General features: G+C 69.2%; 17 protein-coding genes. 6 read left to right on the top strand and 11 right to left on the bottom strand.

The window, feature by feature from the left end; all coding sequences use genetic code 11:
* Nucleotides 1-10: 10 nt before the first annotated feature.
* Nucleotides 11-1,201, bottom strand: a complete 1,191-nt coding sequence (locus tag ACFYRY_RS11510; RefSeq protein WP_389142628.1) for an aminotransferase class I/II-fold pyridoxal phosphate-dependent enzyme — start codon at nucleotides 1,199-1,201, stop codon at nucleotides 11-13.
* 246 nt (nucleotides 1,202-1,447) lie between these two features.
* On the opposite strand from ACFYRY_RS11510, the gene ACFYRY_RS11505 reads away from it, so the two are divergent.
* The 3 genes from ACFYRY_RS11505 (at nucleotide 1,448) to ACFYRY_RS11495 (ending at nucleotide 4,026) form a co-directional block, all read left to right on the top strand.
* Nucleotides 1,448-2,026: an RNA polymerase sigma factor gene (locus ACFYRY_RS11505; RefSeq protein ID WP_389142626.1), complete on the top strand. Its 579-nt coding sequence runs from the start codon at nucleotides 1,448-1,450 to the stop codon at nucleotides 2,024-2,026.
* Between the two features lie 11 nt (nucleotides 2,027-2,037).
* Nucleotides 2,038-3,525, top strand: a complete 1,488-nt coding sequence (locus ACFYRY_RS11500; RefSeq protein WP_389142624.1) for a DHA2 family efflux MFS transporter permease subunit — start codon at nucleotides 2,038-2,040, stop codon at nucleotides 3,523-3,525.
* Between the two features lie 288 nt (nucleotides 3,526-3,813).
* The gene (locus tag ACFYRY_RS11495; protein ID WP_389142621.1) at nucleotides 3,814-4,026 is read left to right on the top strand and encodes an acyl-CoA carboxylase subunit epsilon; all 213 of its coding nucleotides are present in this window, start codon (nucleotides 3,814-3,816) and stop codon (nucleotides 4,024-4,026) included.
* A gap of 170 nt (nucleotides 4,027-4,196) precedes the next feature.
* On the opposite strand, the gene ACFYRY_RS11490 is transcribed toward ACFYRY_RS11495, so the two are convergent.
* The 3 genes from ACFYRY_RS11490 to ACFYRY_RS11480 all read right to left on the bottom strand — a co-directional run bounded on the left by ACFYRY_RS11490 (nucleotide 4,197) and on the right by ACFYRY_RS11480 (nucleotide 7,121).
* Nucleotides 4,197-4,703 carry a hypothetical protein gene (locus ACFYRY_RS11490; protein WP_389142618.1) on the bottom strand — a complete coding sequence of 169 codons (507 nt, stop codon included), beginning with the start codon at nucleotides 4,701-4,703 and terminating at the stop codon, nucleotides 4,197-4,199.
* 116 nt (nucleotides 4,704-4,819) lie between these two features.
* On the bottom strand, nucleotides 4,820-6,310 hold the full coding sequence (locus ACFYRY_RS11485; protein ID WP_389142615.1) for an APC family permease: 1,491 nt from the start codon (nucleotides 6,308-6,310) through the stop codon (nucleotides 4,820-4,822).
* 76 nt (nucleotides 6,311-6,386) lie between these two features.
* Nucleotides 6,387-7,121 carry a FadR/GntR family transcriptional regulator gene (locus ACFYRY_RS11480; protein WP_389142612.1) on the bottom strand — a complete coding sequence of 245 codons (735 nt, stop codon included), beginning with the start codon at nucleotides 7,119-7,121 and terminating at the stop codon, nucleotides 6,387-6,389.
* Nucleotides 7,122-7,396: 275 nt separating this feature from the next.
* Here ACFYRY_RS11480 and ACFYRY_RS11475 point away from each other — a divergent pair, with 275 nt between their 5' ends.
* Entirely contained in the window at nucleotides 7,397-8,857 is a 1,461-nt protein-coding gene (locus ACFYRY_RS11475; protein WP_389142609.1) for an amino acid permease, read from the top strand.
* Between the two features lie 221 nt (nucleotides 8,858-9,078).
* Nucleotides 9,079-10,002, top strand: coding sequence for a hypothetical protein (locus ACFYRY_RS11470; RefSeq protein WP_389142606.1), 924 nt, complete (start codon nucleotides 9,079-9,081; stop codon nucleotides 10,000-10,002).
* A 289-nt stretch (nucleotides 10,003-10,291) separates the two neighbouring features.
* Here the strand turns inward: ACFYRY_RS11470 and ACFYRY_RS11465 are convergent, their stop codons facing one another.
* The 3 genes from ACFYRY_RS11465 to ACFYRY_RS11455 all read right to left on the bottom strand — a co-directional run bounded on the left by ACFYRY_RS11465 (nucleotide 10,292) and on the right by ACFYRY_RS11455 (nucleotide 14,379).
* Nucleotides 10,292-11,467 (bottom strand): McrC family protein, encoded by a 1,176-nt coding sequence (locus ACFYRY_RS11465; protein WP_389142603.1) that lies wholly within the window; start codon nucleotides 11,465-11,467, stop codon nucleotides 10,292-10,294.
* 44 nt (nucleotides 11,468-11,511) lie between these two features.
* Nucleotides 11,512-13,341, bottom strand: coding sequence for a DUF4357 domain-containing protein (locus tag ACFYRY_RS11460; RefSeq protein ID WP_389142600.1), 1,830 nt, complete (start codon nucleotides 13,339-13,341; stop codon nucleotides 11,512-11,514).
* A 393-nt stretch (nucleotides 13,342-13,734) separates the two neighbouring features.
* Nucleotides 13,735-14,379, bottom strand: coding sequence for a GIY-YIG nuclease family protein (locus ACFYRY_RS11455; protein ID WP_389143730.1), 645 nt, complete (start codon nucleotides 14,377-14,379; stop codon nucleotides 13,735-13,737).
* Between the two features lie 94 nt (nucleotides 14,380-14,473).
* Between ACFYRY_RS11455 and ACFYRY_RS11450 the strand changes: the two genes are divergently transcribed.
* Entirely contained in the window at nucleotides 14,474-15,163 is a 690-nt protein-coding gene (locus ACFYRY_RS11450) for a hypothetical protein (protein WP_389142598.1), read from the top strand.
* Nucleotides 15,164-15,272: 109 nt separating this feature from the next.
* Here ACFYRY_RS11450 and ACFYRY_RS11445 read toward each other — a convergent pair whose 3' ends face one another.
* The 4 genes from ACFYRY_RS11445 to ACFYRY_RS11430 are packed head-to-tail and all read right to left on the bottom strand — an operon-like array spanning nucleotide 15,273 to nucleotide 25,400.
* The gene (locus ACFYRY_RS11445) at nucleotides 15,273-17,405 is read right to left on the bottom strand and encodes a DEAD/DEAH box helicase (protein WP_389142595.1); all 2,133 of its coding nucleotides are present in this window, start codon (nucleotides 17,403-17,405) and stop codon (nucleotides 15,273-15,275) included.
* The gene (gene brxD, locus ACFYRY_RS11440; RefSeq protein WP_389142592.1) at nucleotides 17,402-18,733 is read right to left on the bottom strand and encodes a BREX system ATP-binding protein BrxD; all 1,332 of its coding nucleotides are present in this window, start codon (nucleotides 18,731-18,733) and stop codon (nucleotides 17,402-17,404) included. The genes ACFYRY_RS11445 and brxD overlap by 4 nt, the downstream gene beginning before the upstream one ends.
* Complete coding sequence (gene pglZ / locus ACFYRY_RS11435; protein ID WP_389142589.1) at nucleotides 18,730-21,495, bottom strand: BREX-2 system phosphatase PglZ; 2,766 nt, start codon at nucleotides 21,493-21,495, stop codon at nucleotides 18,730-18,732. The genes brxD and pglZ overlap by 4 nt, the downstream gene beginning before the upstream one ends.
* Nucleotides 21,495-25,400 (bottom strand): PglY protein, encoded by a 3,906-nt coding sequence (locus tag ACFYRY_RS11430; protein ID WP_389142586.1) that lies wholly within the window; start codon nucleotides 25,398-25,400, stop codon nucleotides 21,495-21,497. The genes pglZ and ACFYRY_RS11430 overlap by 1 nt, the downstream gene beginning before the upstream one ends.
* Nucleotides 25,401-25,515 lie beyond the last annotated feature (115 nt).

The raw sequence follows: 25,515 nt of genomic DNA, 5'->3' as shown, positions 1-25,515 counted from the left end.
CTACGTCCCCTCAGGCCAGTACGTTGTGCCGCCGGGCGGCGTCAGCCAGCAGTTCGACGGCGCGGTCCACGTCCTCGGTGGTCATGGCGGCGGTGACGGTCGCCCGGAAGCGGGCACGGCCCTTGGGCACCGCCGGGAAGATCGCGCCGGAGATGTAGAGGCCGTCCTCAACCAGTTCCTTGGACATGCGCAGCGCGGCGATGTCGTCACCGACGAGGATCGGGATGACGGGCGTGACGCTGCCCAGCACCTCGAAGCCGGCGCGGATGAGCCCGGAGCGGAAGCGCATGGTGTTCTCCCAGAGCTTCTCGGTGCGCCACGGCTCGCGGCGCATCAGCTCCAGGGCCTTGAGCACGCCGGCCACGGTCGGCGCGGGCAGGCTCGCGTTGAACATGTAGGCGTGCGCCGAGTGGCGCAGGAACTCGACGATGTCGTGGCTGGCGGTGACGAATCCGCCCACCCCGCCGAGGGTCTTGCTGAAGGTGCCCATCGTGATGTCGGGGATGATCCCGAAGTGCTCGCCGGCACCCCGGCCGTTCTCGCCGAGGAAGCCGGTGCCGTGAGCCTCGTCGACCATCAGCATCGCGCCGTACTGCTCGGTGAGCCGGTGGATGTCGTCCAGCGGCGCGATCTCGCCGTCCATGGAGTAGACGCCGTCGACGACCACGAACTTCTTCTTGGCGTCGGCGTTGCGCTTGAGGACGTACTCCAGTTTCTCCATGGAGTTGTGGGCGAAGATCTTCACGGCGCCCTCGGCCAGCCGGCAGCCGTCGAGGATACTCATGTGGTTGATCTGGTCGGTGATGACGATCGTGTCGCTGTCGCACAGCGCGGAGATCGTGCCGAGGTTGGCCATGTATCCCGAGCTGTAGGTGATGGCCGCCTCGGTGCCCATCCACTCGGCGAGCTTCTCCTCCAGCTCCAGGTGGAGCACGGTGGTGCCGTTGTTCAGGCGGGCGCCGCAGGCTCCCGAACCGTAGGTGTCCAGGGCGTCCTTGACCGCCTTGTTGATCTCCGGGTGTCCGGCCAGACCGAGGTAGTTGCCGCTGGTCAGCATGATGACCTCGCGGTGGTCTATCTCCGACCGGCCGCCGGGAGCGGCGGTGAAGGGCATTTCGAAGGTGTAGAAGCCGCTGTCCTTGAGGTCCCGGATCCGGTCGTTGACGGACGCGAGGGTCCGGGCGTACTCATCCGTGATCATTAGTGATTTCCCCTCTCGGTGCGTCGCGCGCCACCTCCGGCCGAGCCGGACGGGCGGGGCGACCGTCACCCGACAGAGGGCCCGAATCGGCGTACGGATACCGGCCATACGGGCCGTTCCACTCCCACCCGCCGGGCCGCTACCCCGGATGCAGAGCCCGGCGACCAGGGGTCCAGTGGCCTGCGACTCGACTGTGGGACAAGAGAGTTCAACAGGTCCCTACGGGGAGGACCGAAGGAGGTTGACGTGGCCGGTACGACGACCGTCCGGGCCCAAGTGCCCGAGTCCGCCGTTCAGTTGGTGGAAGCCTGCCGCGCGGGCGATCAGACGGCCTGGGGGCGCCTCATCCAGAGGTACCGCCCGATCGTCTGGACGGTCGCCCGTTCGCACGGGCTGCGCCCCGCCGACTGCGAGGACGTCTGCCAGGTCACCTGGCTGCGCGTCATCGAGAACGTCGGCGCGCTCAACGACCCGTCCAGGCTCGGCGCCTGGATCGTCACCACGGCTCGCCGTGAGGCGCTCAAGGTGTCGGGCAACGGCGTCAAGTACCACCTGGTCGACGACCTCTCGGAGTTCACCCACGAGACCGGGCACCACCAGGCCACTCCGGAAGAGACCGTCCTCAGCAGGGCGGAGGGCGATCTCGCCCGGATGGCCATCCGGCACCTGCCGGCTCAGCACCAGGCTCTGCTGGGACTGCTGCTCCGCGATCCCCCCATGAGCTACGACGCGATCAGCGCGGCTCTCGCCATGCCGCGCGGCTCCATAGGCCCCACCCGCAACCGCATACTCCGGCAAGCCAGGGATTACCTGCGCGACATGTGAGAGGACGAACCATGAGTGCCCAGACACAGGGCCATCCCGTCCGTACGTTCGTCATCGCCGCCGTGGCGATGTTCATCACCTCCCTCGACAACCTCGTCGTCACCACCGCGCTGCCCGCGATCCGTGACGACCTCAACGCAGGGCTCGACGAACTGGAGTGGACGGTCAACGCGTTCACCCTGACGTTCGCCGTCTTCCTGATGACGGGCTCCGCACTGGGCGACCGCTTCGGCCGTCGCCGACTGTTCATGATCGGTACCGCGATCTTCACCCTGGCCTCGGCCGGGGCCGCCATGTCGGACACCGCGAACGAGCTGATCCTGGCCCGTGCCGTGCAGGGCATCGGTGGCGCGATCGTGGTCCCGCTGACCCTCACCCTGCTGTCCGCGGCCGTACCGCCCGCCAAGCGCGGTGCCGCGCTGGGCGCCTGGGGCGCGGTCGCCGGTCTCGCGATCGCGCTCGGCCCGGTGGTCGGCGGCGCGATCGTGGAGGGCGCGTCCTGGCAGTGGATCTTCTGGGTCAACGTGCCGCTCGGCCTCATCCTGCTCCCCCTGTCCAAGATCTGGCTCGCCGAGAGCCGGGGCGCCAGCGCCAAGCTCGACCTGGTCGGCACGGCTCTGCTCAGCGTCGGTCTGTTCGGTGTGGTCCTCGGCCTGGTCCGGGGTGGCGCCATCGGCTGGACCTCGGGTGAGGTGCTGACCGGCTTCATCGCGGGCGGCGTGCTGATCCTGGCCTTCCTGGCCTGGGAGAACCGTGTCGAGCACCCGATGCTGCCGCTGAGCCTGTTCAGTGGCCGGGCGTTCTCGATGACCAACCTGGCCTCGGTCCTCATGTACTTCGGCATGTTCGGCTCGATCTTCCTGGTGGCGCAGTTCCTGCAGACCGCCCAGGGTTACTCGCCGCTGGAGGCGGGCCTGCGCACCCTCCCCTGGACGGCGATGCCGATGCTGGTGGCCCCGGTGGCCGGCGTCCTGTCGGACCGTCTCGGCGGCCGCACGATCCTCGCGATCGGCTTCGTCCTGCAGTCCATCGGCCTCGGCTGGTTCGCCATGGTCGCCACCCCGACCGTCGGCTACGGCTCCCTGGTGGCCCCCTTCGCCATCCTCGGCGTGGGCATGTCCCTGTTCTACGCCCCCGTGGTCAACATGGTCTTCTCCTCCGTCCGCCGCGACCAGGAAGGCATCGCGTCGGGTGTGAACAACGCCGGTCGCGAACTGGGCGGCGTGCTGGGTGTGGCCGTTCTGGCGGCGGTGTTCGCGGCGCAGGGCGGCTACGAGACCCCGCAGCACTTCGTCGACGGCATGATCCCCGCGGTGTGGGTCGGCGCGGCGGTGGTCCTGGCCGCGGCGGTCGCGTCGATGCTGATCCCGAGCGGGCTCCGGCCGGTGGGTGCGGCGGCGGAGGCGGCGGAAGCCGCGGCGGCAGCCGCGACGACCGACGCCCAGCCGACGGTCACCGAGACCGGCGGCAAGGCGTCGCAGGTCACGGTGGCGTCCTGAACGGCGCATGCCAGGCGGTGTTGAGCTCTTGAGCCGCGTCGGGCGCGCCCATGGCTACCTGCCACCGGGCACGTCCGGCCGGCTCCGACGCCGCCACAGGGGCGCGCGGCTCCCTGAGCCCCGCGCCCACCCGAGCCGGGCGGCCGGCCCACATCCCCCGGGGGCCGGCCGCCCACGCACAACCCCAGCCCTTTCCCTCTGGCCTCTGCCCTCTGCCCTCTGCCCTCTGCCCTCTGCCGAAAGCGCACGTCCCTTTTCTGATCGGAGAATCCAGTGTCAGCAGACTCGATGTCCGTCGAAGAGAGCCTGTGGAAAGTCGTCTCGGGCTCACCGACCCCGGAGGAACTGGCGGCCGTGACCGTCGTCCTCTCCATGCTCTTCCGTCAGGCCGAGACCGACGCGGCGCCCACCGCCCCCGTCATCCCGCTCGCCCGCTGGAGGCACGCCACCGCCCCGCGCACGGGGGGTTCCTGGCGCGCGCCGGAGCGGATCGCTTCGTAGCGGACGCAGGCCGGTGGAGTCCCGTGTCTCCGCCGTCCCGAACACTAACCGGATCCGGCCCGGGTCGCCCGTCCCACGGGGCGGCCCCGGGCCGGCCGGAGCTTTTGCGGTGTGTACCGCGGCTTGTACCGCTTGTACCTTGTACCGCTTGTACCGCAGCTTTTCCGCGGCTACGACGCGCTCGGTGCCGGTTCCGCCGGATTCATGCTGCGCAGCGACTGCATGGTCCCACCGATCTTCGTACGCAGCTTCTCCAACACCTCCGGCTTGGCACCCACGGCCCACTGCGGACCGACCAGGTACGTGCCCCCGTACACGGAGGCCGCATCAAGCCAGGTCAGCTTTAGCTTCTCCTTGGGGAAGGTGGTGATGCGGTAGTTCCCCTGCTTGGTCTTGCACTGCCCCTCGCGCAGCTCGTCCGCCTCGATACGGATCTCGACCTTGCACCCGGTCAGCGCGGCGATCACCTCGACCTTCGCGGGCGCCACGACACCGGCCACGGGAGCGACGGACCCTTCGGACGCCTTGGCCTTCGCGGCCCCGTCCCCCTCGGCTCCCCCGCACGCCGCGATCAACGGCAGCAGAGCCAGACTCCCGATCAGCGCGGCACCCCGCGTCAGCAGACGGGCATGGTGCACTGCGAGGCCGACCCGCCCCCGCTGCGACTGCTGTGGCACGTCCCTCTCCGTATCCGGTCGACACTGTTCCCGCCCGAACGATCCGGACGGGCGTACGGCTACGGAAGGGATACGGACGGACGGGGGTGAACGTTCAGCCAGGCCGCACTGCCGGCTCACTCCGCGTCCGCGACAACCGACCCCACCCGCTCCGCCAGCCCCGGGTCGCGTCGGACCAGGAGGGTCGCGTAGCAGACGGCGGCGACGAGGGTGGCCAGGGCCGCGTACGGGAACCAGCTGTACGGGGCGGGCTGGCCGGGCTTGGCGAGGTAGTAGAGGGGGACCAGGACGGCGAGGGCGCCGACCGCGGGCAGCGCCACGTGCCGCACGATCCGGAACTCCTGCGGTCGGTATCTGCGGTAGTACAGCGGCAGCGCGATGTTGGACGCGAGGTAGACCAGCAGGATCAGGATGGCGCCCAGACTGGAGGACTCGGCGAAGAAGACCACCGGGTTCATCTGACCGCCGTCCCCGAGCAGATGCCCCAGGCCCCAGCCCGCGATGATCAGCAGCGCGGTGACGGTGAAGGTGACGATCGCGTTGTTCGGCGTACGGCGGGTGGGGTGGACGTACCCGAAGAAGGACGGCAGCAGCCCCTCGCGTCCGGCGTTGAACACCAGCCTGGCCTGGGAGTTGATGCCCGCGATCAGCACGCCGAGGGTGGAGGTCAGGCCGCCGACGTAGGCGAGGATCGCCAGCGCGCCGAGGGTGTGCCGGGCGACGTCGACGAAGGGGATCGGGGAGTCGCCGAGCCGCTGGACGTCGTAGCCGAAGCCGGTCACCGTGGCGTAGGAGAAGAGGATGTAGCTCACCGTCATGATCGCGACGGAGGAGAACACGGCACGGCCGACGTTGCGCCGCGGGTTCTCCGTCTCCTCGGCCAGTGCCGCCGAGTTCTCCCAGCCGATGAACAGGTACACGGCCAGCGGGAAGCCCGCCGCGAGGCCCTTGACGCCGTGGGTGAGGTGGGAGGGCAGGAACGGGGCCACCGAGAGGTCGCCCCGGTGCTCGACGATCGTCGCGACCGAGACCACGACCAGCACCAGCATCTCCACGCCGAAGAAGTAACCGGCCCACTTGGTGGACACCACGATCCCGCGCAGCATCAGCACCACCGCCAGCCCGGTCAGCAGCAGCGTCCAGATGATCCACGGCAGGTCGACGCCGGTGTAGTGGTTCAGGGTGATCTGCATGAACCCGCCCGAGATCGCGATGACGGAGGCCATCGCGATGATGTAGCCGAGTCCGGCGAGCAGAGCCGTGGTCACCGCGCTGACCGGCCCGAAGGTCTTGCCCACGAAGGTGGTGAAGCTGCCCGCCGAGGGGTGCGCCCGGGAGAACTCGGCCAGCGTGTTGCCGAACAGCGCGACCGCCACCCCCGCCGCCACGATCGTCAGCGGGGACGCGACGCCCGCGGTGGTGGCGAGGAAGGCGAAGCCGAAGAAGAAGCTCATGGCCGGACCGACATTGGCCATCGTCGCGGCGGCGATGTCCGCCATGCCGAGAACGCCGCCGCGCAACCGCTGCGGCGCACCGCCGCCAGGGCCCGACGTCGACGACGACGGTCCGGCGGGTCCGGCGGGTCCGACAGGTCCGGGGTCAGGCATTGGCGACAGCTCCCTTCTGATCTGCGTTCTGGTCTGCGTTCTGATCCGAGTCTGGTCTGAGTTCTGATCTATGTGGTCAGTTCGGTCCGGCGTGACGGTGTGCCTTCACCGCTCGCACCGCCGGGTCCATCGCGCCCCGGGCGAGTTCGTCGAGCAGGTCGGCATGGCAGCGGTTACGGGCCTTTACGACCGCGGGGTCCGGCGCGGGCCGCAGCAGACACTGCTTGCCGAGCAGGTCGGCGGCGAACTCCCTGATCCCGGCGCCGCCGAGCGCCTGAGCCAGGTCGAGATGGAAGCGGACCTCCAGTTCGAGCAGCCGTGCCGGGTCGTCGGCCAGTTCCATCTCCTCGACCAGCGCCCGCAGCCCGTCGAGCCGGCCGTCCGGGAGCTCACCCGCGGTGTGCGCCACCAGCCCGCACTCGAGCAGCAGATGGAAGGCGTCCAGTGAATCCGCCTCGTCGGTGTCGTGCAGCACGGCGACGACCGCGTCCCAGTCCACCGCGACGAAGGTGCCGCCCGCCCGGCCGCGACGCCGGTCGAGCAGGCCGTCCTGGCACATGGCCTCCAGCGCGCGGCGCACGGTGATCTCACTGATCCCGAGCTCCTCGGCGAGGACACCCGCGTCCGGCAGTCGGTCCCCCGGCGACACGGCCCTCAGACGCACCCGCAGGGCGATCCGGGACCGGACGAGCTCCGCTCCCGTGGGACCCCGGCCGGCCAGGACACGCGTGTCCCAGGGCCCACCGACCGGCGCGGGCCGCGCGGGAACCGGCTGGTTGTAGGGGCCGAACTTGCCCGCTGCATTCACCACGACGCCACCCTAACGGCCTGCGAAAAGAGGGCAGGGCACACAAAGAGGGCAGGGCCCACGGCGACGGCGTCCACACGGAGGGTTCTCGCGACGGAGCCGCCCTGGCGGGCGCGGTGTGCTGCATGGGTGCTCCGCAGGGGACTGGGACCGGACGGAACCCGAAAAATAGAGCAAGATGAACAGTTAAACAAGACTGTTCTTTCTGATCGTACTGAACTAATTTCCAGACGTCCCTGGTCCGCCCTCCCCACTCCCACTCCCCTACGGATGTCGAGATGACCACACGTCCCCCTGTCCCCGCCCCCTCCGCCACGGATCCGCAGACGACCACCCCCGCGGCCGACTCCGGCCTACAGGCCGGCCTGAAGAGCCGCCACCTGTCGATGATCGCGATCGGCGGCGTCATCGGTGCCGGCCTGTTCGTCGGCTCCGGCTCCGGCATCGCCGCCGCGGGCCCCGGCATCCTCGTCTCCTACGCGCTCGTCGGCGTCCTCGTCGTCCTCGTGATGCGCATGCTCGGCGAGATGGCCGCCGCCAACCCGACCTCAGGTTCCTTCTCCGCCTACGCCGACCGCGCGCTGGGCAGCTGGGCCGGCTTCACCATCGGCTGGCTGTACTGGTTCTTCTGGGTCGTGGTGCTCGCCGTGGAGGCGACCGCCGGCGCCAAGATCCTCGCTGGCTGGATCCCTGCCGTCCCCCAGTGGGGCTGGGCCTTGATCGTCATGATCGTCCTCACCGCGACCAACCTGGTCTCGGTCAGCTCCTACGGCGAGTTCGAGTTCTGGTTCGCCGGCATCAAGGTCGTCGCCATCGCCGCGTTCATCGTGATCGGCGGCCTCGCACTCTTCGGACTCCTGCCCGGCTCCGACCACCCCGCCAGCGGCTTCACCAACCTCACCGCACACGGCGGCTTCCTTCCGAACGGCCCCGGCGCCATCCTCACCGGCGTCCTGATGGTCGTCTTCTCCTTCATGGGCAGCGAGATCGTCACCCTGGCGGCGGGCGAGACCGCCGACCCGCGGGCCGCCGTCACCAAGGCCACCAACAGCGTGATCTGGCGGATCGCGGTGTTCTACCTGGGCTCGATCCTGATCGTGGTCTCGCTGCTGCGCTGGGACGACCCGGCGATCCTCAAGGACGGCTCGTACGTCGCCGCCCTCAGCTCCATCGGCATCCCGCACGCCGCCCAGATCATGAACACCATCGTGCTGACCTCGGTGCTGTCCTGTCTCAACTCCGGCCTGTACACCGCCTCACGCATGGCCTTCTCCCTCGGCCGCCGCAGCGACGCCCCCGCCGCCTTCGGCCAGACCACGAACCGCGGCGTCCCCCGCGCGGCCATCCTCGCCTCCGTCGTCTTCGGCTTCGTCGCCGTCGCCTTCAACTACCTCTGGCCGGACACCGTCTTCCAGTTCCTCCTCAACGCCTCCGGCGCGATCGCCCTGTTCGTCTGGCTGGTGATCTGCTTCTCCCAACTGCGCATGCGCAAGATCATCGAACGCGAGTCCCCGGAGAAGCTGGTCGTCCGCATGTGGCTCTACCCCTACCTGACCTGGGCCACCATCGCCCTCATCACCTTCGTCCTCGGCTACATGCTCACCGACACGGCCGACGGCGGCGGCCGCGACCAGGTCGTCCTGTCCACCCTGGCAGCCGCCGGCGTAGTGGTCTTCGCCCTGGTCCGCGAACGACTGTCAGGCAAGCACAAGACCCAGGACACCGCTCCCCTGTCCTGACTGTCCTGACTCCGCCGCACCGGTAAGCCGTTCCGTAAACCGGCAACCGGACCGGCCACCGAAAGCTGAAACCGGGAACTCCCAAGAATCCGCCGCAATCCGCTGTCAACCGCACAGCGTGCACGGGCAACTCTTGCGTGTTCCCGGTTTTCGGCGTGCCCCTGGCGCCGCCCCCGCCCGCTCCCCTCCCCCGGACTGCCATGCTGCGACGCCGAACACCCTTGGTCACAGGCCCCGAGCTGGACGACCGCCAACTGCATCGAACCCTCGCCGAGTTGCGCCCCTCGCAGCAGATGCACGGCCTCGGAACCGGCGCGACCCGCCCCCTGTGGACACCCGCGGCCGAACTCCTCCGCGCCACGGGCCGCGACTGGGACCGACGAGTGCACCGCATCTCCGTACTGGCCCACACCCTCCCACCGGTCGTCACGGACCGCTGGGCCAAGGACTGCCCACGCGACCCCGACGCCCTGGTCGTAGCCGCGTGCACCCGGGTCGCCCAGGTGAAGCAGCACACCGACTGGTCCAACGTATGGGACGTGTACGGCGACTGCAGACGAGCGGCGGAGGCCGCCCCGGAGGACCCCACCCCGTGGCTGGCCGTGCTACGGCTGATGTACGCCTGCGGATCCCCACCCCACGCAGCCGTCCCGATGTGGACCGAGGCAGTCACCCGCGACCCGTGCAACCGCACCGCCCACCACCAGATGCTGCGCCACCTCTCCCCCCGCGGCCACGGAACACTCATGCAGATGCTCGACTTCGCAGACCGCTGCACGAGCCAAGCCCCTCACGGATCACCATTGGCCCTACTCCCCCTCGCAGCCCGAATCGAACTCGTCGCCCACCGAACGACCAACGCCTCCACAGGCTCCTTCGCAGCCGACGGCCACTGGTACGAACCCAAGGCGGCCACCGAGGCCAACACCGCCCTGACCAACTGGTTCCACACAGACACCCCACCCCACGCCGAGTCCCTGCCCGACCTCAACCTCCTCGCCTTCGCCCTGACCCGAATGAAACGCACGGCGGACGCCGCCCCCGTCTTCCGCCGCATCGGCCGCCACATGACGAGCCATCCCTGGGACCTCCTCCCTGACGCGGTCAGGACGTTTCGGTACTGGCAGGAACGGGCGTGGGGCTGACCTACCGTCTCGTCAGCGGCAGCGCAGTTACGTGGGTGGCGGCAGACGCGTCGTGGCCGTAGGCCTGGAACATCCGCCGCACCCTTCTGGACCTGCACTTTCGACGGTCAGATCTGCTGTGACCTGCGACGTCGGGCCGCGGAGACTGAAGCTTGGCCGTCGCCTCGCGCACACCGGCCTTGACCGGCTTCTCCAGGACGTTGTAGCTCTCCCAGAAGGTGTTGGCGAAGGCGAGTTGTGGAACGGTGGGCTCCTGACGCCGGTCTGGGACACTGGCCACCTGCAGTGATCACGCCAGTGCGGTCGCGGCCATCTCCTCGGCCAAGTGGGTCACTTCGATCAGAAGGCTGTCCGGCGACTGGTCGAGGTCCAGGGCGTGCTGGTGCAGGACGGTCCCCGCCTCGCGCACGCGATGAACGGCATGCGGGACGTTGCCCTTTGCGTACACGAGATGGCCCTCGGGGAGCCCCAACGCGGTGCAGTACGCCAGCATCTGGTACAGGTCGGCGCCCGGATAGCCATCCTTCTTCTCTGTCTTGTACTTGGCGTCGATGACGGCGAGAGGACGGCCCTGGTTCCCATCGCCGTACCAAACGAAGTCCGGTCGCATCCGGACGCGTTCGTCCTCGTCCAGGGTCACGCCCTTGGCCTGGAGCACGCCGCGTCCGCCGTACGGACGCAGTGCCTCGCGCAGGGCGACGCAAACGAAGTCCTCGAAGACCTTGTTCATGTCGAAGAGGAACCCGTCGATCCGTAGACCGCCTGGACGATGCTCGGCCGAAGCCCCGTCAAGGATCGCCCTCGCCAGATGAAGCGCGTGCTGGTAGCGCACGTTGAGCCGGGACGGACGCCACTCGGGCAACCTCTGGCCGCGTACGAGCGGGGTGACGTCGGCGAGCCGCGTGCGCTGGTGCAACAGCCGGGCCCGTACGGGGCGCGGAACGCCGGGCAGGCGCAGCAGCCGTTCGATGGCGGCGCGCAGCAGCCGATTTTCGGGGGTGTCGGTGGTGAACTCGTCGTACATGACCTCGACGGGCAGCGCGGCGCCGAACCGTCTGCGGACCTGCTCAGCCTCGCGGATGCGGCCCCGGACGACGAGTGCGGTGTCCTCGGTCTCTCGGTATCCCTGAAGCAGCCCTGCTCGGATCGCCCGCTCCACCTGGCGCTCAAACGCGTGCGCCAGCGCGGGCAACACCTCATGGTGTTCTGCCACGTCCACCTGGCCGTCCCGCCAGCCGCGGGGATCGAGGCTGTAGCCCAGCAGGAAGAACAGCCGGGCCATCGGCACCTTGGGGGTGACCCGTAACGTGACCGGCTCCGCGCCGGGCACAGTCACGGACACGGCGCCCACCTTGCTGCCGGCCTTCAGGACCCAGTGACCGGCCACGTATGGATCGGGCGCGGCCTCGACGATGCGTAAGGCGGCGAGGGCCCGGCCCACCGCATCGGGAAGGGGACGGTTCACCGCCCTGGCATACTCGATGAGTTCGACAGACCCGGCGACTGCACTCACGCGACGGGCCCGTCTTCGCGGGCTGCCAACGCAGCGCGCAGGGACGCAAGCCCGTACCGTTTCTCGATTTTTACGCCCTCTCCGTAGTGGTGTTCCTCCAGAAGCGGAATGATTTTGGTACGCCAGGTGCGTTCCAGGCCGCCCTCCCTGTCCACACCGGGCTTCATCAGGTATGCCGGCCCGATCTGGAAGTCGACATCGTCGATACGGGAGTTGAGCTCGTCCAGCAAATCGGCCCGCTCGGCGTCCTTCTCCTTCCCGGCCAACCATCGACGCAGCAGGCCGCTCGTCGGCTCGGTGCGCGGGGAGAGTTCGACGAACGCGAAGCGGCGACGCATGGCCGCGTCCACGAGGGCGATGGAACGGTCGGCGGTGTTCATGGTGCCGATGATGAAGAGGTTGTCCGGCAGTGAGAAGTCGTCACCGGAGTAGGTGAGTCGCAGGGTCTGGCGGCGGTACTCCAGCAGGAAGTACAGCTCCCCGAAGACCTTCGCCAAGTTGGCCCGGTTGAGCTCATCGATGATCAGGAAGTGAGGGACGTGCCGGTTGCCCTCCTTGTCTGCGCGGTCAGCAAGTTCGCGCAATGGCCCGGCCGTAAGGCGGAAGGCGACCTCCTTACTCTTCGGGTCCTCCTTGGGACGGTAGCCCTCAAAGAAGTCCTCGTAGGAGTAGGAGGGATGGAACTGCACAAGCTTGACCTGCTCGGGGCCGCTGCCGAGGAATTCGGCAAGTTCCAGCGCAAGATGCGTTTTACCCGTTCCCGGCGGCCCGTAGAACACAAGCTGCTTCTCGTCCCACAGCAGGTCGCGCACCTCACGCAGCCACGAAGCACTGTGCACGTTGAGCCGGTCTGTGAGCGCCTGGTCCGGTTCAGGAAGGTCCAGCTTCCGACGAGCGGTGAGGGCCGGCAGTTCTGCGCTCGGGTCGCTCACGGTGGCCTCGGCCTCGTCGGCCAGTTGCTCGTCGGTCAGCCCCAGCCCGTCTATGAGGGCTTGCACCGCGGTGAGGTCGACGACATCGTGCTGGATCGACAGCTTCTGCCGGAGTTCTTCGGGTAGTTCCTCCCACTCGTAACTGGTGTCCTGCCAGTCGGCGGGCCGCCGCAGATTGGACCGCCCGTCCTCAGAGGCGATCTGCTCGGCCGCGCCGGTGACTTTGCCGACGTGGAGCCGCCCGTCGGAGAGCGTGCACACCGTGTCGTCCGGCTTCATCCGAGTGAGGAAGACGTGCAGCGCCTCGACGAGTTCCTGCTTCTGGTTGTACGTGGCCGCCGACTCGTAGTCCTCCTCCACGAGCGTGCGCAGCAGGTTCCGATCCGGGTTCGCTGTTACTCCCTGCCGCAGCCAGGTGGCGGCGACAGTGACCAGTCCCTCCGCGAGCCACAGCCGCTGGACAAGACTGACGCCAGTTACGTTGGAGCCGCGGATGAGCCAGGCACGGTTGGGCGCGGTCGACATGTGATCGAGGTGGGCGAGTGGTCGCCCATCGGCCGACTTCCACTCGCCCCAGCCATTGACACTGCAGCCCCGCAGGATCTCGGCGGCAGCCGAGGGCGAGGTGCACTCGATGTCCCAGGCCGCCTCCAGGTATCCCGGCCACCTATCCGAATGCCGCAGCACCCCCTGCGAGATGAGTAGCTGCCGCGTGCGGTACGACGTCGGCTTGCGCGCCGCGAACGAGGGCACCACTTTGATCTGGGCTGGAGACCCCGCCGCGATGACGAACCTCTGGCTCCCGCTGGTGCCCTTCTCCCCCAGCAGCCGGCCCCGGGCATCCGGGCCGCCTCTTGGCAGTCTCAGGTAGAGCTCGGGGTATGCGTCGGTCATCGGTCTCCTGATAAGTCCTGCGGCTCACGTCGTGCAGCAGCCTATGTGGGGGCGGTGACAGCCACGCTGCACAGGCTGAACGCCTGCCCCGGCGGAGGGGGCGGTTCTACTTCGGCCCGAGCTGGGGGAGCCAGCATTCGGGGCCGGGGACGGGGAAAACCAGCTCTTCGCGGGTCGTTGGGCGCGGTGCCCAGGCGCGCGGGCCTGGGAGGCGGAGGGCGAGCTGGGAAACAGTGATCATGGCGGGCGAAGGGTCGCGCTCGATGTAGTTGAGGATGAGAGGCATCCCGTCCGAGGTCACCTGTGGGTTCCAAGTGCGGCACGCGATCTGTCAGTACTCCCGAGCCTCGAAGAGCACGCCTCTGCACGCCCCCCCCGGCTGTTCCCCGTCCCTCATCCACAGGATGCGGTCACCCGGCGCGAGACGCTCACGGCCGATGAGTACCCCGTTGACGACGTTCCCCGCGGCGTCGAGATGGGGCACGGATCGTCATCACCTCCGATGTCACCATCGCTGAACCCGGCTATCTCGTCCGGCCCGTCCGCAGCGTAGATCTCCAACTGGTCGCCGTCGGCGTGCGCCTGCCAGAGGTCGAGCGGCTCCCACCCGCCTCCGCCGAACAACGACGGCTGGGCCAGCAGGACAAAGGTCTCGCCCGCCTCCAAGGAGAGTGCGATACGGTCCTCGCCGCCGACGGGATGGATTTCCCCGACCTCCCAGGCGTCGTTCCCGTTCACCTCGAACATGCACTCGCGGACGGTCTCCACGGCGAAGTCGACGGACACGGAGAAGTACTCTCGGCTCGGGTTGACCCTCTGCTCACCCAGACGTTGGTGGACGAGCTTCTCAACCTTGGACCAGCGCATGGTCAGCGCCCGGAAAGCGACCTCGAACGGCAGCGGTACGCCCTCGTGACTGGAGATCTTCGCCGCACGTTTCTCCGGCAGCAGCGTGGTGAGGCCGATTTTCACCATGTCGGGCATCGCGGAATTCCGCATGCCGTAGACGAAGCCGGTGTCGTGTGTGATCACACGCATATTCTGGGGTGGGCGTGACACGCGATGTTCACGCTTCGCACATTTCCGGCCACGTCTGATGAATGGCTGGCCGCAAGAGCAAGGGGGACAGAACATGGACAGCAGGCCGCCCGTCGCCAGGCCTCGTATCGAAGACTTGCTGGAGGCGGTGCCCATCACAGTGGCCGAACTGCGGGGTGCGGTGGGCCACTTCGACGAAGATACGGCGGGCATGCTGAGGGACTCGATTGCCACGGCGGAGCGCGCGTTCGCCGAACTGAACGCCTGCGACAGCGTGATCGACGAGGCTGGTGCCCGCGGCGAGGATGCCGCGGGCCGCCTTCGGCAACTGCTCGCCCGGGAGGCCCGGGAAGAGGTCGCAGCGGAACTGACGGCTCTCGACGCGATCGCCGGTGAGGTACGGAAATCTGTGGCGACGCTACGTCTGCTGAATCGGATTCTGGGTCGAGAGGGCGCTGTCGAAGACGACGCGCCGCCAGCCGACGTGTCCCGGCTTCGCGAGACCGATCTGCCCGGGGTCCCATCCACGTACGGCGACGATGCGGACTACGACGACCTTCTGGCGATGGCCAACCGCGGAGCGGAGCTCGCACCGCAGCTGGAAAAGGCACATAGGGAACGTCTCTCGGCCGTGGCCGAACATCTGGTCACCGTCGTGCAGCGGGCCGCAATGACTGGCTTCGCAGACGAGCGGTTTGCACAGGAATCGCTGCGAGAGGCGCGGGCAGCTCATGTGCTGTGGCTGAGGTGCCTGGAGCAGCGGCAGCACGACCTCGGGATGTAAGCGGCAGTTGGCAGCGGCGCTCGACCGGACTCGCTGTAGGGCGCGGAGTCTGCCTCAGACGGGGGTTCGTAGTGACGCGAAGCAGGAGTCGCATCCTGGTAACGGGCCTTCATCGGGGATGTACAACGAAGCGCACAGGTTCGGAGAGCGCTTGCGTTGCCGACTCCAGGTCCGCCAGCCGTCTCGCCAGCGTCGATTCGGCGAGCCTGGGTGGCAATGCGTCCGCGAACTTCAGTCCTTTGACCGCCCGCTCGTCGACCTCCGGCAGGCACAGGTGGTCTGCGGCAGCGGCCGAAGCCTCTCTCCAATCATCGGGGCTGAGGTCCTCACGCAGTCGGATCCAGCAGTCGTTGATCTGCTGGGCAGGTACGGCGACTTCGGAAAGCGTCGCTGCGAGCGTGGCGTTCGCGCGATGGCCGGCCCATGTCCACCACCTCACGTATCCACCCGAGCCACGAATGATCACCGTGCCGCCTGGATGCACCTCTTCCATGAAGTGATCCCGTGCTTCGGCCAGGTATTTCTCCGCACGCGCTGTGAGGCCCACCGGCGGTTTCGCCCCGAGGAGCACTTCTCGTACTGCGCGCGTCAGCTCGAAGGAGATACCGAAGTCGAGTCCGGCGCCGCTCCACTTAGCTCTGCCGCCTCCGTCGACGGGTTCGACGAAGCACCGCTTGCGTTTCCAGTCGATGTACGTGACCTGCCAGCTCCGCCCGGCCAGGAGCAACCGCCGCGGTCCGTCGATCCGTTTGGTGAGCAGGCTCGGATCCGTCCTGCCGATCTCCTTGCGGCCTTGGAGCACTGTGAACTGCGGAGGTGCGGTGAACACGGCCGTGAGGTTCATGAAGTGCCGGTGCCCGAAGCGCCGTTCGGCCTCGGGGCCGATGAACAGGAGTCCGCCGTCCTGGTCCAGGTAGCCGTTGTCGACCAGGTGTCGGACGATCGGCTCGGCGGACTGGCCGAACGGGCCGAGGCCGTTCCACCACTCCTGCCAGAGACGGTCGCCGACCTGCGGTTCCTGCAGGCACAGCGCGAGAAGCTGCTGGGCCACGATGTGCCGCGGCTCCGGCGGAGGGACGACGGGCTCGACCCAGCCGCGCGACCACTGCACGAGAAGAGCCGCCGCGCCGAGCAGGCCATCGCGGTCCAGTGCGAGGAACAGGCAGTTGCGTGACGTTCCGGGCCTGCGTCCTGTGCGGCCCAGCCGTTGCAGGAAGGAGGCGACGGTGAGCGGAGCGTCGATCTGGATGACCCGGTCCAGATCCCCGACGTCGATGCCGAGTTCGAGGGTGCTCGTGGAGACGATGACGCAGTCGCGGGCCTCCGCGAAGGCCTGCTCCGCGCGACGGCGTTCGTCGACGGAGAGGGAAGCATGGGAGAGGAAGGCGGTCACGCCCTTGGCGCGAAGTTTCTCGCCCAGTTCCTCGACGAGCCTGCGGGACTCGCAGAAGACGAGCCGCTTCTCGCCGCGGTGCAGAGCCGCGATCATGGTGGCGGCGTTGTCGACGGACCCCACGTAGTCGAGCTGGATGTCCGCCGGGGCCGGTGACGCCGCTGCCGATGTCTCCGGCTTCGGATCGGCCAGGTGCGGTGCCACCACCGCGGACGGCTGCTTCCCCGCTCCGGATCCCTGCAGCCACAGCAGCAGCTCGTCCGGGTTTCCCACCGTCGCGGACAGCCCGACTCGCTGTACGGGACGTCCGACGACCCGCTGCAGCCGCTCCAGGACGGCCAGCAGATGCCAGCCCCTGTCGTCCCCGGCGAAGGCGTGCACCTCGTCGACGACCACGGTGCGAAGTCCGGAGAAGAAGGACGTGTGATCGACGTTCGCGCTGACCAGCATCGCCTCCAGCGACTCCGGCGTGGTGAGCAGGATGTCGGGCCGCGCGGCCAGAATCCGCTTCCGCGCGCCGGAGGTGACGTCTCCGTGCCACAGGGCGGCCGTACGTCCGAGCCACGAGGTGTACGTCTCCAGTCGGGGCAGCAGGTTGTTGAGCAGCGCCTTGAGCGGGCACACGTAGAGAACGGACGTCCCCGACCACTTCTGCTGCACCATCTTCGACAGCAGCGGAAACGACGCGGCCTCCGTCTTGCCTCCGGCGGTGGGCGCCAGAAGGATCGCGTCGTCACCCGCGAGCAGCGGCCCGATGGCCTCCTCCTGCAGGGGGCGCAGTCCGGGCCAGCCGAGCGTGTTGACGATGTGGTGGACCAGTGCGGGTTCGAGATCGTCGACGCCACTCACGGCATCTCCAGGTCGATGTCCTCCGCGCGTGCGGCAGCCGCGTTGCGTTCCACTTCGGTCAGCTCGCCGTCCGTGATGGTGAGCGCGTAGTGCTTGCGTGGATCGAAGTCCTGGAACTCGTCCACCCGGTCGAGCACATCGGCGACGAGTTTACGCAGGAAGACGCGGGGCGCGACCCCGACCTTGCCGCCGAGTCCGCCGGTCACGGCGGTGGCGAGTTCCATGAGATACGCGTCGTCCACCCGCTGCTCGACTCGTTGCGGATGCCGGGCACCGCCCGCGTACAGGTCTCGCACGCGTCTGCCCAGCTCACCGAGCCGTTCCAGGTCGAAGCCGGCGAGTCGCAGTTGGACCGCACGCGGAGAGTCGAAGCGCGGGTCGGTGGTGAAGTCGGTCGCCAGCCGCTGTGCGAGCGGCGGAAGCCGCTGCGCGCCCTGCTGGCCGTCGTAGAAGGCCGGCGTTCCCGTGATGACGAGGAACAACCCCGGGAAGCGTCCCGCGTCGATCTCGTCGAGAAGCTGCCGCAGCGCGTTGAGTCCCTTCTCCCGTACGTCACCGCGCACTCGCTGAAGGGTCTCGATCTCGTCGAGGACGACCAGCAGGCCGGGGTGGCCGCAGTCCCGCAGCACGGTGAGCAGGCCCTGCAGGAAGCCGAGTGCCGCGAAGTGGTCAAGGTCACCCCGTACCCCGGCGGCCCGGCGTGCTGACGCGGCGACGGACTTCTGACCGCCGAGCCAGGCGATGAGGGCTTCGGCGGTCACCGCGTCGTCGGCTGCGACCGCGCGCCGGTACCCGCGCAGCGCCGCGGCGAACGCCGGTGTGGTGCGGGCGACTTCGGCAAGCCGGCGCTCCATCAGTACGTCGACGGCTTCGCCCAGCGCCGCTTCGTCGTCCTCGTCCACATCCCCGTTGTCGAGGACCTCCTCCTCCAACGTGTAGAACCAGGAGTCGACGATCGCGCGCAGCGCACTGGGCTGGTGGGTCGCCGTGGACAGCCGCTCGGTGAGACGGCGGTACACCGTCTCCAGCCGGTGCAGAGGTGTCTCCGTCTCGGAGATCTGCACCTCGGCCGTGGCTAGCCCGGCGCGCTTGGCCCGCTCGGCGAGCCAGCGGGCGAAGAAGGTCTTGCCGGATCCGTAGTCGCCGCGGATGGCGTGGAAGGCGGCTCCGCCCCGCGCCACCGCGGCCACGTCCTCGTCGAGGGCGTCGGTGAACCGGTCGAGGCCGACTGCGAAGAGGTCGAGGCCGGAGTGCGGCACGGTGCCCCGGCGCAGTGCGTCGACGACTTCCCGTCGCCTGACGGCGCTCACGTCGGGCGACGACGTCACGTTTTCTCCTTCGGGAAGAACTGGTCGCGCAGCAGGGTCACATCGAGTTTCACCGTGTGCCCGGCGTCGATGAAGCCGAGGACGGGGTAGCCCTCGATGTTGAGCAGCCGCTGCAGGGTGGCGATGAACCCGTCGATGTTGCGCCGCACCCGCCCGGTCGCGGAGATGGCGCCGGCGAGCGCGGCCGGTGACATGGTGCCGCCCGCCCCGGCCAGCGCGTCGATGACGGCCGCCACGACCTTGCCCTCGGGGGCCTTGCGTACGTACTCCTTCTGCGCCTCGTACACCTCGCCGGCGACCACGCGCTCACCCAGGGTGGCCGGGGCGGCCCCGTCCACGGCCGGTGCCACGAGCTCGGCGGCCGCGAAGAGCCCTTCACCCGCGGGCTGCTCCTTCGGCTTCCCCCGCTTCGAGGACCTGCGCGGTGCCTCCTGCGTGACGACGGTTTCAGGTCGCCCACCCTTGTGCGGAGCCCACCAGCTCGGGACCGCCTGCTCCCGAGGCAGGGCCTCCCACCCTTTCGGAACGAGGTCCCGGTCGGGCACCAGGACGAGCAGCGGCACGGTGACCTCCGCGAGCGAGACGCCGCCGTGGTACCCGGCCCGGCGGCCGGTGTAGCGGATGTCCTCCCGCCAAGGAGCGACGACGGTGCCCCCGCCCTCCAGCACGCGCGGCCCGGACAGCTGGACCTCGCCGTCCTTCGCCGTACCCGTGCGCCAACGGGCCGAGCCGGGTCCCGCGCCCTCGTCCACCATGGGCCCTTCACTCGCGCCACGCTCCAGCACATGCCCGTGGTCCGCGACGAGCACAACCGGGCGCCCGTACCCCCTGGCCGCCGACAGCAGTTCCCGCAGATAGGTGACGTCGCCCAGGCTCCACTGGGTGCGCCGCCCCTGCTGTCCCTTGTCGAGGGCGTCGTCGATGGTGTTCAGCACGACGCCGACCACCGCCTCCGAGGCGAGCGCGGCCATGATCTCCTCGGAGAGGAACCTTCCCGCCCCTCCCTCTATCCCGGCCTTGTGGAAGAGCAGAGCGTCGAGTCGCCGCTGCCGCCAGAAGGCGGCGAAGCCCGAACTCTCCTTCGTCTGCCCGCCCTTGACCGCTGTACCGGTGAGCAGGGACGCACGGCTGACCTCTGTGACCGACGGGAACATGGACACGGCGGCCATCCGCCGCGGCTGCTCCGCCGCGCCCGCCTCCCTGGGCACGACCTCGGTCCAGCCCTCGCGCTCGACCTCCTCGCCGAGCTGGGCCGCGACCGCACAGCTCATGCCGTCCAGCACCAGGACGAGGGGAGCCGTGTCGCCGGCCAGCGGCCTGACCGCTTCGGCCAGTACGTTCTCCACGACCAGGCAGCCACCGGGATGGAGGGCGGTGGCGTTCGGCGTCCAGGATGTCAGCCTTCGCGCGAACTCCTCGTCCAGCCGCTCGCGCCGCTCCCGGGCCGCCGCATACAGGGCACTGAGGTCCTCGCCCGTGGCGGCGTCCCCCTCGGGGTCTCCGGCCCACAGCACCGCGAGCGCCCGGTCCGCCCAGCCCCACTCCCCCGCCTGGTCCCGTACTCCGGCCGCCACCGACGCGACCACGGGGCTGGGGAGGGCCAGCCAGCGGGCGATCCGTACGGCCATCTCGGCCACGCCGACGCGGTCCGTGGTCAGCCGGGCCAGCATGTGCGCGTTCAGTTCGGCCAGCGCGGCCTCACCCGCTGCGGGGGAGGTGCGGGCCGCCGCCGCCACGTGCCGCAGCTGTGCCGTGAAGCTGGACGACAGGAAGCGGTTGGATTCGAGGGCCGTCATGAGTCCGGCGTTCTCGGCGAGCTGGTCGGCGCGGTCGAGGACGGCGAAGACCCGCGCCCGCGCGGCCTCGTTGTGCCGGGCCTCGCCGATCCAGCGGATGAGGGCGCCTTCGACGGCCTCGGTGAAGGACTGCAGCTCGGTCCGGCGCGGCATCACCTGCCCGAACAGCCCGCCCACGGCGAGAACCACGTCCGGGCTCGCGGCCTGGTCACGCAGAACCGCTCCCAGCAGACCGAGCGGCATCGCGTCCTGGCCGCGCCCGGTCTCCGCCAGGGACATCAGGACCGGTGCCGCCGGGCCGGCGGTCTCACCGAGCCACTTCTTCAGCTCGTCCCGTTCCGTCCGCTCCAGTTCCGCGAAGCGCAGGGGCCCCGCGGGTGTACGGGACCACGTGAGCAGCGCGTCCAGGTCGACGACGGTCCCGGGGGCCGAGCCCGCCTCGTCGTCGCCGTTGCCCAGCCCGAGCCGGGCCACGACCAGCGCGCGCAGAGCCGCGTCCCGCGTCAGGACGGAGCCCGAGCGCCTCCAGCCCTGGGAGGGCTCGGCGTCGAGCAGCGCCTCCAGCAGCCACCCCTCGTCGTACACGCGCGGGTCGAGTCCGGCGGCTCCGAAGCGCTGCATGACGATCTCGGCGTTCTCCACCGTGAGCGTCTGCCGCCGCACCGCCTGCCCGCGCAGGTCCCAGCCGATCTGGCCGTCGTCGACGCCGGTGGTGACGACGAGGAGGTCCGCACCGGCGCCCTTGTCCCGGTGCTTCGTCCACTCCTCGAGGATGCCCAGGACGGACGCCTGGTGGCTGACGCGAACGCGCCGCATCTCCTCCCCCGTCCGCACGGTGAACTCCTCGGGCGCGCCGGCCGAGTAGCGCCCGTGCACCAGGACGAGACGCCGGTCTCCGAGCCCGGAGGCGTGCGTGGCGAGCAGGGCCTCGATGGTGCGGCGGCCCACCTGGGGCAGAGCGGCCATCAGTGACCGGCCTCTTGGCCGTCCGCGGGCACGGGACGCCAGGTGACCTGGATGCGCGTGCCCGGATGGGCGGCGAGGTACGACCTGATCTCCTCCTCCACATCGGCGACTGTGGCGGCGAGCGATGCTTCGAGCCGCGTGGGCTCGACGACATGCGAAGCCGCCGGGCGTACGTCCTGAGCGGGTACGTCGACGACGGCACGCTCGCCACCGTCGACCTGTCGGGGCGCGCCCTCCGTCACGACAGGCCCCGACTGGACGACCGGCTGCCCATGTTCCGTGAGGCTGACGTCGTCCGCGGTCGGTTGCGGTGCCACGGGCTGGGCCACCTGCGCCAGGCGTGCCACCTCGTTGACGAGGGCCAGCGCCCGGTCCTGGAGCTGGTCGAGCACGGGGACGAGCGAGCGGGCCTGCTCGTGGTCGTTCGCCGTCTCCTCCACGCCGCGGATCAGCCGCGCCGCCCGGTCCCCCACGCTGTCGTCCCGCCCGGCGAAGACGCGCACGCTGTCGAGGAGCTTCCAGTTGGTGTCGTCGAGCGCGGCCAGCACTTCGGGCGCCTGCTTGAGGGCTGCCCCGATCTCCGGGTCGGTCACGTCGTACGCCACCGCCGCGAGCTCGCGCACCACCACGGCCCCGTCGTCACTGCGGGCGAGCCGGGCCACCAGGTCCGCCGCGGCCTTCATGGACTTCATACGCGGAGCGTCCGCCCCCTGCGGACCCGGCAGCCCCAGCTCTTCGGCCCGCCTCTGCAACACGGACCGAACCCCGCTCACGGCGTCCCGGTGCTTCTCGGCCACTTCCTTCACACCGGTGGCGAGTTTGGCGACGTTCAGCGCGATGAGCGCGGGCGGTACGTGAACCCCGAAGATCCTGCCGGCCCGTTCACGCGCGGTCGCGAACTCCTCGTCGGTCGGCTTCTCGACGGCGCGCAGTCCGTAGCCGGGGCCGATCCGCTCCAGCTCCGGCGCCTGCTGCAGCGGCGAGGTCTGGAACACCCACGTCCGGTCGTCGAGCAGCGCGTACGTCGCGATGATCAGGTTGCTGACGTTCTTCTCCAGGCCGGTGAACCCGAGCTGGTCGATCCACTTGCGGACGTCCTCGACGGACAGGTCCGTCCCGGCAGGGACGTCGGCGGCCTTCTGGTTGATCCGCAGCCGCCAGTCGCGGGAGACGTTCAGCGGACCGTCGTGCACCTCGCCCAGACCCAGCGGGTGCACGATCTTCTTCACCATGGCCAGCTGGTGGCTGTCGACGACGACCCGGCGCTCGCCGCTCTCCATCGCCCGGCCGATCCATTCGAGCGCGGTCTTCAGCTCGCGCAGCGTGAGCGGCCTACGGGTGAGGGTGGGGTCGAAGTCGGGGTGCTTCGGGTAGAGCACGGCAAACATCTCGTCGGCGAGGGCGTAGAGGTTCTTCTCGAATCCGACGCCGGGCTCGGGCTTCTTCCGTGTGAAGCCGGGCCGCAGCGACCACAGGTGCTGATCCGCCGGAACCTCGGCCCCGACGTTCGCGGCCTCCGCCTTGCTGATCCCGTACAACTGCTCCAATACTGCGGAGAGTTGGGTGGTGAGGTTGTCGCTCTGCGCCTTGAGCTGGTGGCGGATCTGGATCCGTTCCTCGGTCGAGCGGGTGGCGGTGACATCGTCGAGACGGTCCCGCTCCAGCAGATAGTTGATCTTCAGGAGCCGTCCGAGCTGCCGGGCCCGCTGCTCGGAGAAGAAGTCGGGCAGCCAGACGATGGTGCTCCCGGTCCGCCCCGACCGCCTCAGGGTCTCGATCCGATGAACGTCCTCAATGGGCGAGCGCTGAGGCTCGTCGAAGGGATAGTCCAGTACGAAACGAATGTTGCCGTCCATCTGCGGTTCGAACTGCTCGTCGGGCAGATGCGGATCGCGTACGTTCCCGAAGACGAACTCGGCGGTCCGCTTGGTGCCCCGCCAGACGACCTCGCGCTCGCACACGAACGCCTGGGTGTCCCGGATGCCGAAGGCCTCCCACAGCCGGTCCTTCACCCACTGCCGCCGCTGCCCGACCTTGTCCGCGACCCCCTGGACCTCTTCGAGCAGCGGCTCGACGTCCAGGTCGGACAGATGCAGATGGAACACCGGGTCGGCGTCGCCCTCACTCCTCAGCTCCCCGAACCCCTGGGCCTGGAGGTCACTCAGCGCCTTCACCGCGATCGATCCGGCCGACCCCACCCGGGCCCTGATAGTGCCGTGGTTGAGCGCGGCGAGCCGTCCCCCGGTCAGCCGTGCCAGAGCCGGCACGTTGGGGGCGAGCGCGCCGAGCAGAAGCGTCTTGACGAGCCGGTCGTCCCGCCGGTAGCGCGGGTCGTCGACGGACCCGTACTTCTCCAGCAGATGGGCCCGTACGCGCGCGTGGAAGCGGTGCGCGATCTCGGACTCCCGGCGCAGCTTGGCGGTGAACGCCTCGCCGGTGCCCGACGCTATGACGTCCCACAGGTCGCCGAGCGGGATCAGCTCCCCCATCCTCAGGTCGTCGCGACGGCGCCGCAGCAGTTCCTGCACGAGCTTGAGACCGGTGCGTTCACGCTGGAGCGCTCCGGAGAGGTCCACGAGGACGTTGAGCAGCGCGGGCGAGAGCGGGTACAGCATGCGGAAGTCGTCCCAGCTGGCCTCGGTCCGTCCGTGGGCGTCCAGGAGCACCTGCCGGACCTCGTCCTTGGACGACTCGACCAGAGTGAAGGCCTCGTCACGGACCGGCTCCATGCCGGGCTTCGGTTCCAGCACGCGGCGCTTGATGATCTCGACGAGGTTGCTGTCCTCCAGGTTGACGACGTCGACGCGCCCGGCCAGGTACTCGATCTGCTGCTCCAGGTTCTGCACCTCGGCACCGGCCACGTCGGAGCCGATGAGCTGGGACAGGTCGCGCTGACGCGAGATGAAGGACACGATCGGCACGGGCCGGTCGGTGTCCCCGGACTCGATCAGCTTGACCAGCCGCTGCACCTGGTCGCGTACGAAGTCCTGCTCGCCCATGTGCGCCTGGAGCCAGAGGATCAGCTCGTCGAGGAACAGCACGATGCCGTCGTAGTTGAGGGACTTGGCGTGCCGGGAGATGACGGACAGCCCGTTCTCCAGCGGCACGAAGGCGTCCTTGTCGCCGCGGGCCCCCTGCGCGTACGCCGCCATGGGTCCGGAGAGCAGCGCGGACACGAGTGCCTCGCGGTACGGGTCTCCGGCGGGCGCGTCGAAGGCACGGTTCAGGTCGGCGGACGTCCAGCTGCCCGCGGCCGGGGCGGCGTCGTCCGCGTCGAGCAGGTCGAGGTCGTCGTCATCGCCGTCCGCGCCGACGGCACCGCCACCGCCCGGGGTCACTGCGGCGGCCCCGTCCCCGAGCCACCGCACGAACTTCGCGTCGTCCGCGAGGAACTCCCGCTGCCTGCGCGCGTCCACGAGCGCGGAGTCGGCACGGTAGACGGCGGGGGTCGGTTTGTCCGAGTGCAGGGAGCGCACCGCGTGCACATACCCGCCGAGGATGGCCGAGTCCAGGTCCGTGGAGCCGACGAGGTGGTACGGCACCATGAGGAACCGGCTGTCGCGCAGCCAGTCGTCGTGCTCGGCGATGACCTCCTGCAGCCGGGGCTTGGAGCGGGCCGCCGCGTTGTTGTTCAGGACGGCGTGCAGCACGGTCAGGAAGTGGCTCTTACCGGCACCGAACGATCCGTGCAGATACGCGGCGTGCGAGTTCCCCGACCTGACCGCCGCCCCGACCAGCCCGAGCGCGCTGCGGAAGGCCCCCTGCAACTGCTCGGTGACCACGTACTCCGCGACGCGGGCATCGGTTTCGGTGAACCCACCGGACAGCTCGACCTTGAAATCGCCGGCATGGACGTCTTCCTTGATGTCGATGACATCCTTCAGGAAGAGCTCGCTGGTGGGCATCCGGCTCTCGTTCCCTCGCTCGGCGGCAGTCGGAGCGCGCTGATCTCACGCGCGACATCCAATCTTGCCAGTCTTGCCATGCCTTGTGCCCAGGCCAGACGCAATCTCCGTGACA

This window comes from Streptomyces sp. NPDC005263 (assembly GCF_042872365.1).
In the GTDB taxonomy this organism is placed as follows: domain Bacteria; phylum Actinomycetota; class Actinomycetes; order Streptomycetales; family Streptomycetaceae; genus Streptomyces.
Note: the sequence above shows the minus strand (reverse complement) of the source record. Positions and strands in the feature narration are given on the sequence as shown.

Coding starts and splice junctions, on each gene's coding strand:
- ACFYRY_RS11510 (WP_389142628.1), bottom strand. CDS start 1,201: ATGATCACGGATGAGTACGCCCGGACCCTCGCGTCCGTCAACGACCGG.
- ACFYRY_RS11500 (WP_389142624.1), top strand. CDS start 2,038: ATGAGTGCCCAGACACAGGGCCATCCCGTCCGTACGTTCGTCATCGCC.
- ACFYRY_RS11495 (WP_389142621.1), top strand. CDS start 3,814: ATGTCCGTCGAAGAGAGCCTGTGGAAAGTCGTCTCGGGCTCACCGACC.
- ACFYRY_RS11485 (WP_389142615.1), bottom strand. CDS start 6,310: ATGCCTGACCCCGGACCTGTCGGACCCGCCGGACCCGCCGGACCGTCG.
- ACFYRY_RS11475 (WP_389142609.1), top strand. CDS start 7,397: ATGACCACACGTCCCCCTGTCCCCGCCCCCTCCGCCACGGATCCGCAG.
- ACFYRY_RS11460 (WP_389142600.1), bottom strand. CDS start 13,341: ATGACCGACGCATACCCCGAGCTCTACCTGAGACTGCCAAGAGGCGGC.
- ACFYRY_RS11455 (WP_389143730.1), bottom strand. CDS start 14,379: ATGCGTGTGATCACACACGACACCGGCTTCGTCTACGGCATGCGGAAT.
- ACFYRY_RS11450 (WP_389142598.1), top strand. CDS start 14,474: ATGGACAGCAGGCCGCCCGTCGCCAGGCCTCGTATCGAAGACTTGCTG.
- pglZ (WP_389142589.1), bottom strand. CDS start 21,495: ATGGCCGCTCTGCCCCAGGTGGGCCGCCGCACCATCGAGGCCCTGCTC.
- ACFYRY_RS11430 (WP_389142586.1), bottom strand. CDS start 25,400: ATGCCCACCAGCGAGCTCTTCCTGAAGGATGTCATCGACATCAAGGAA.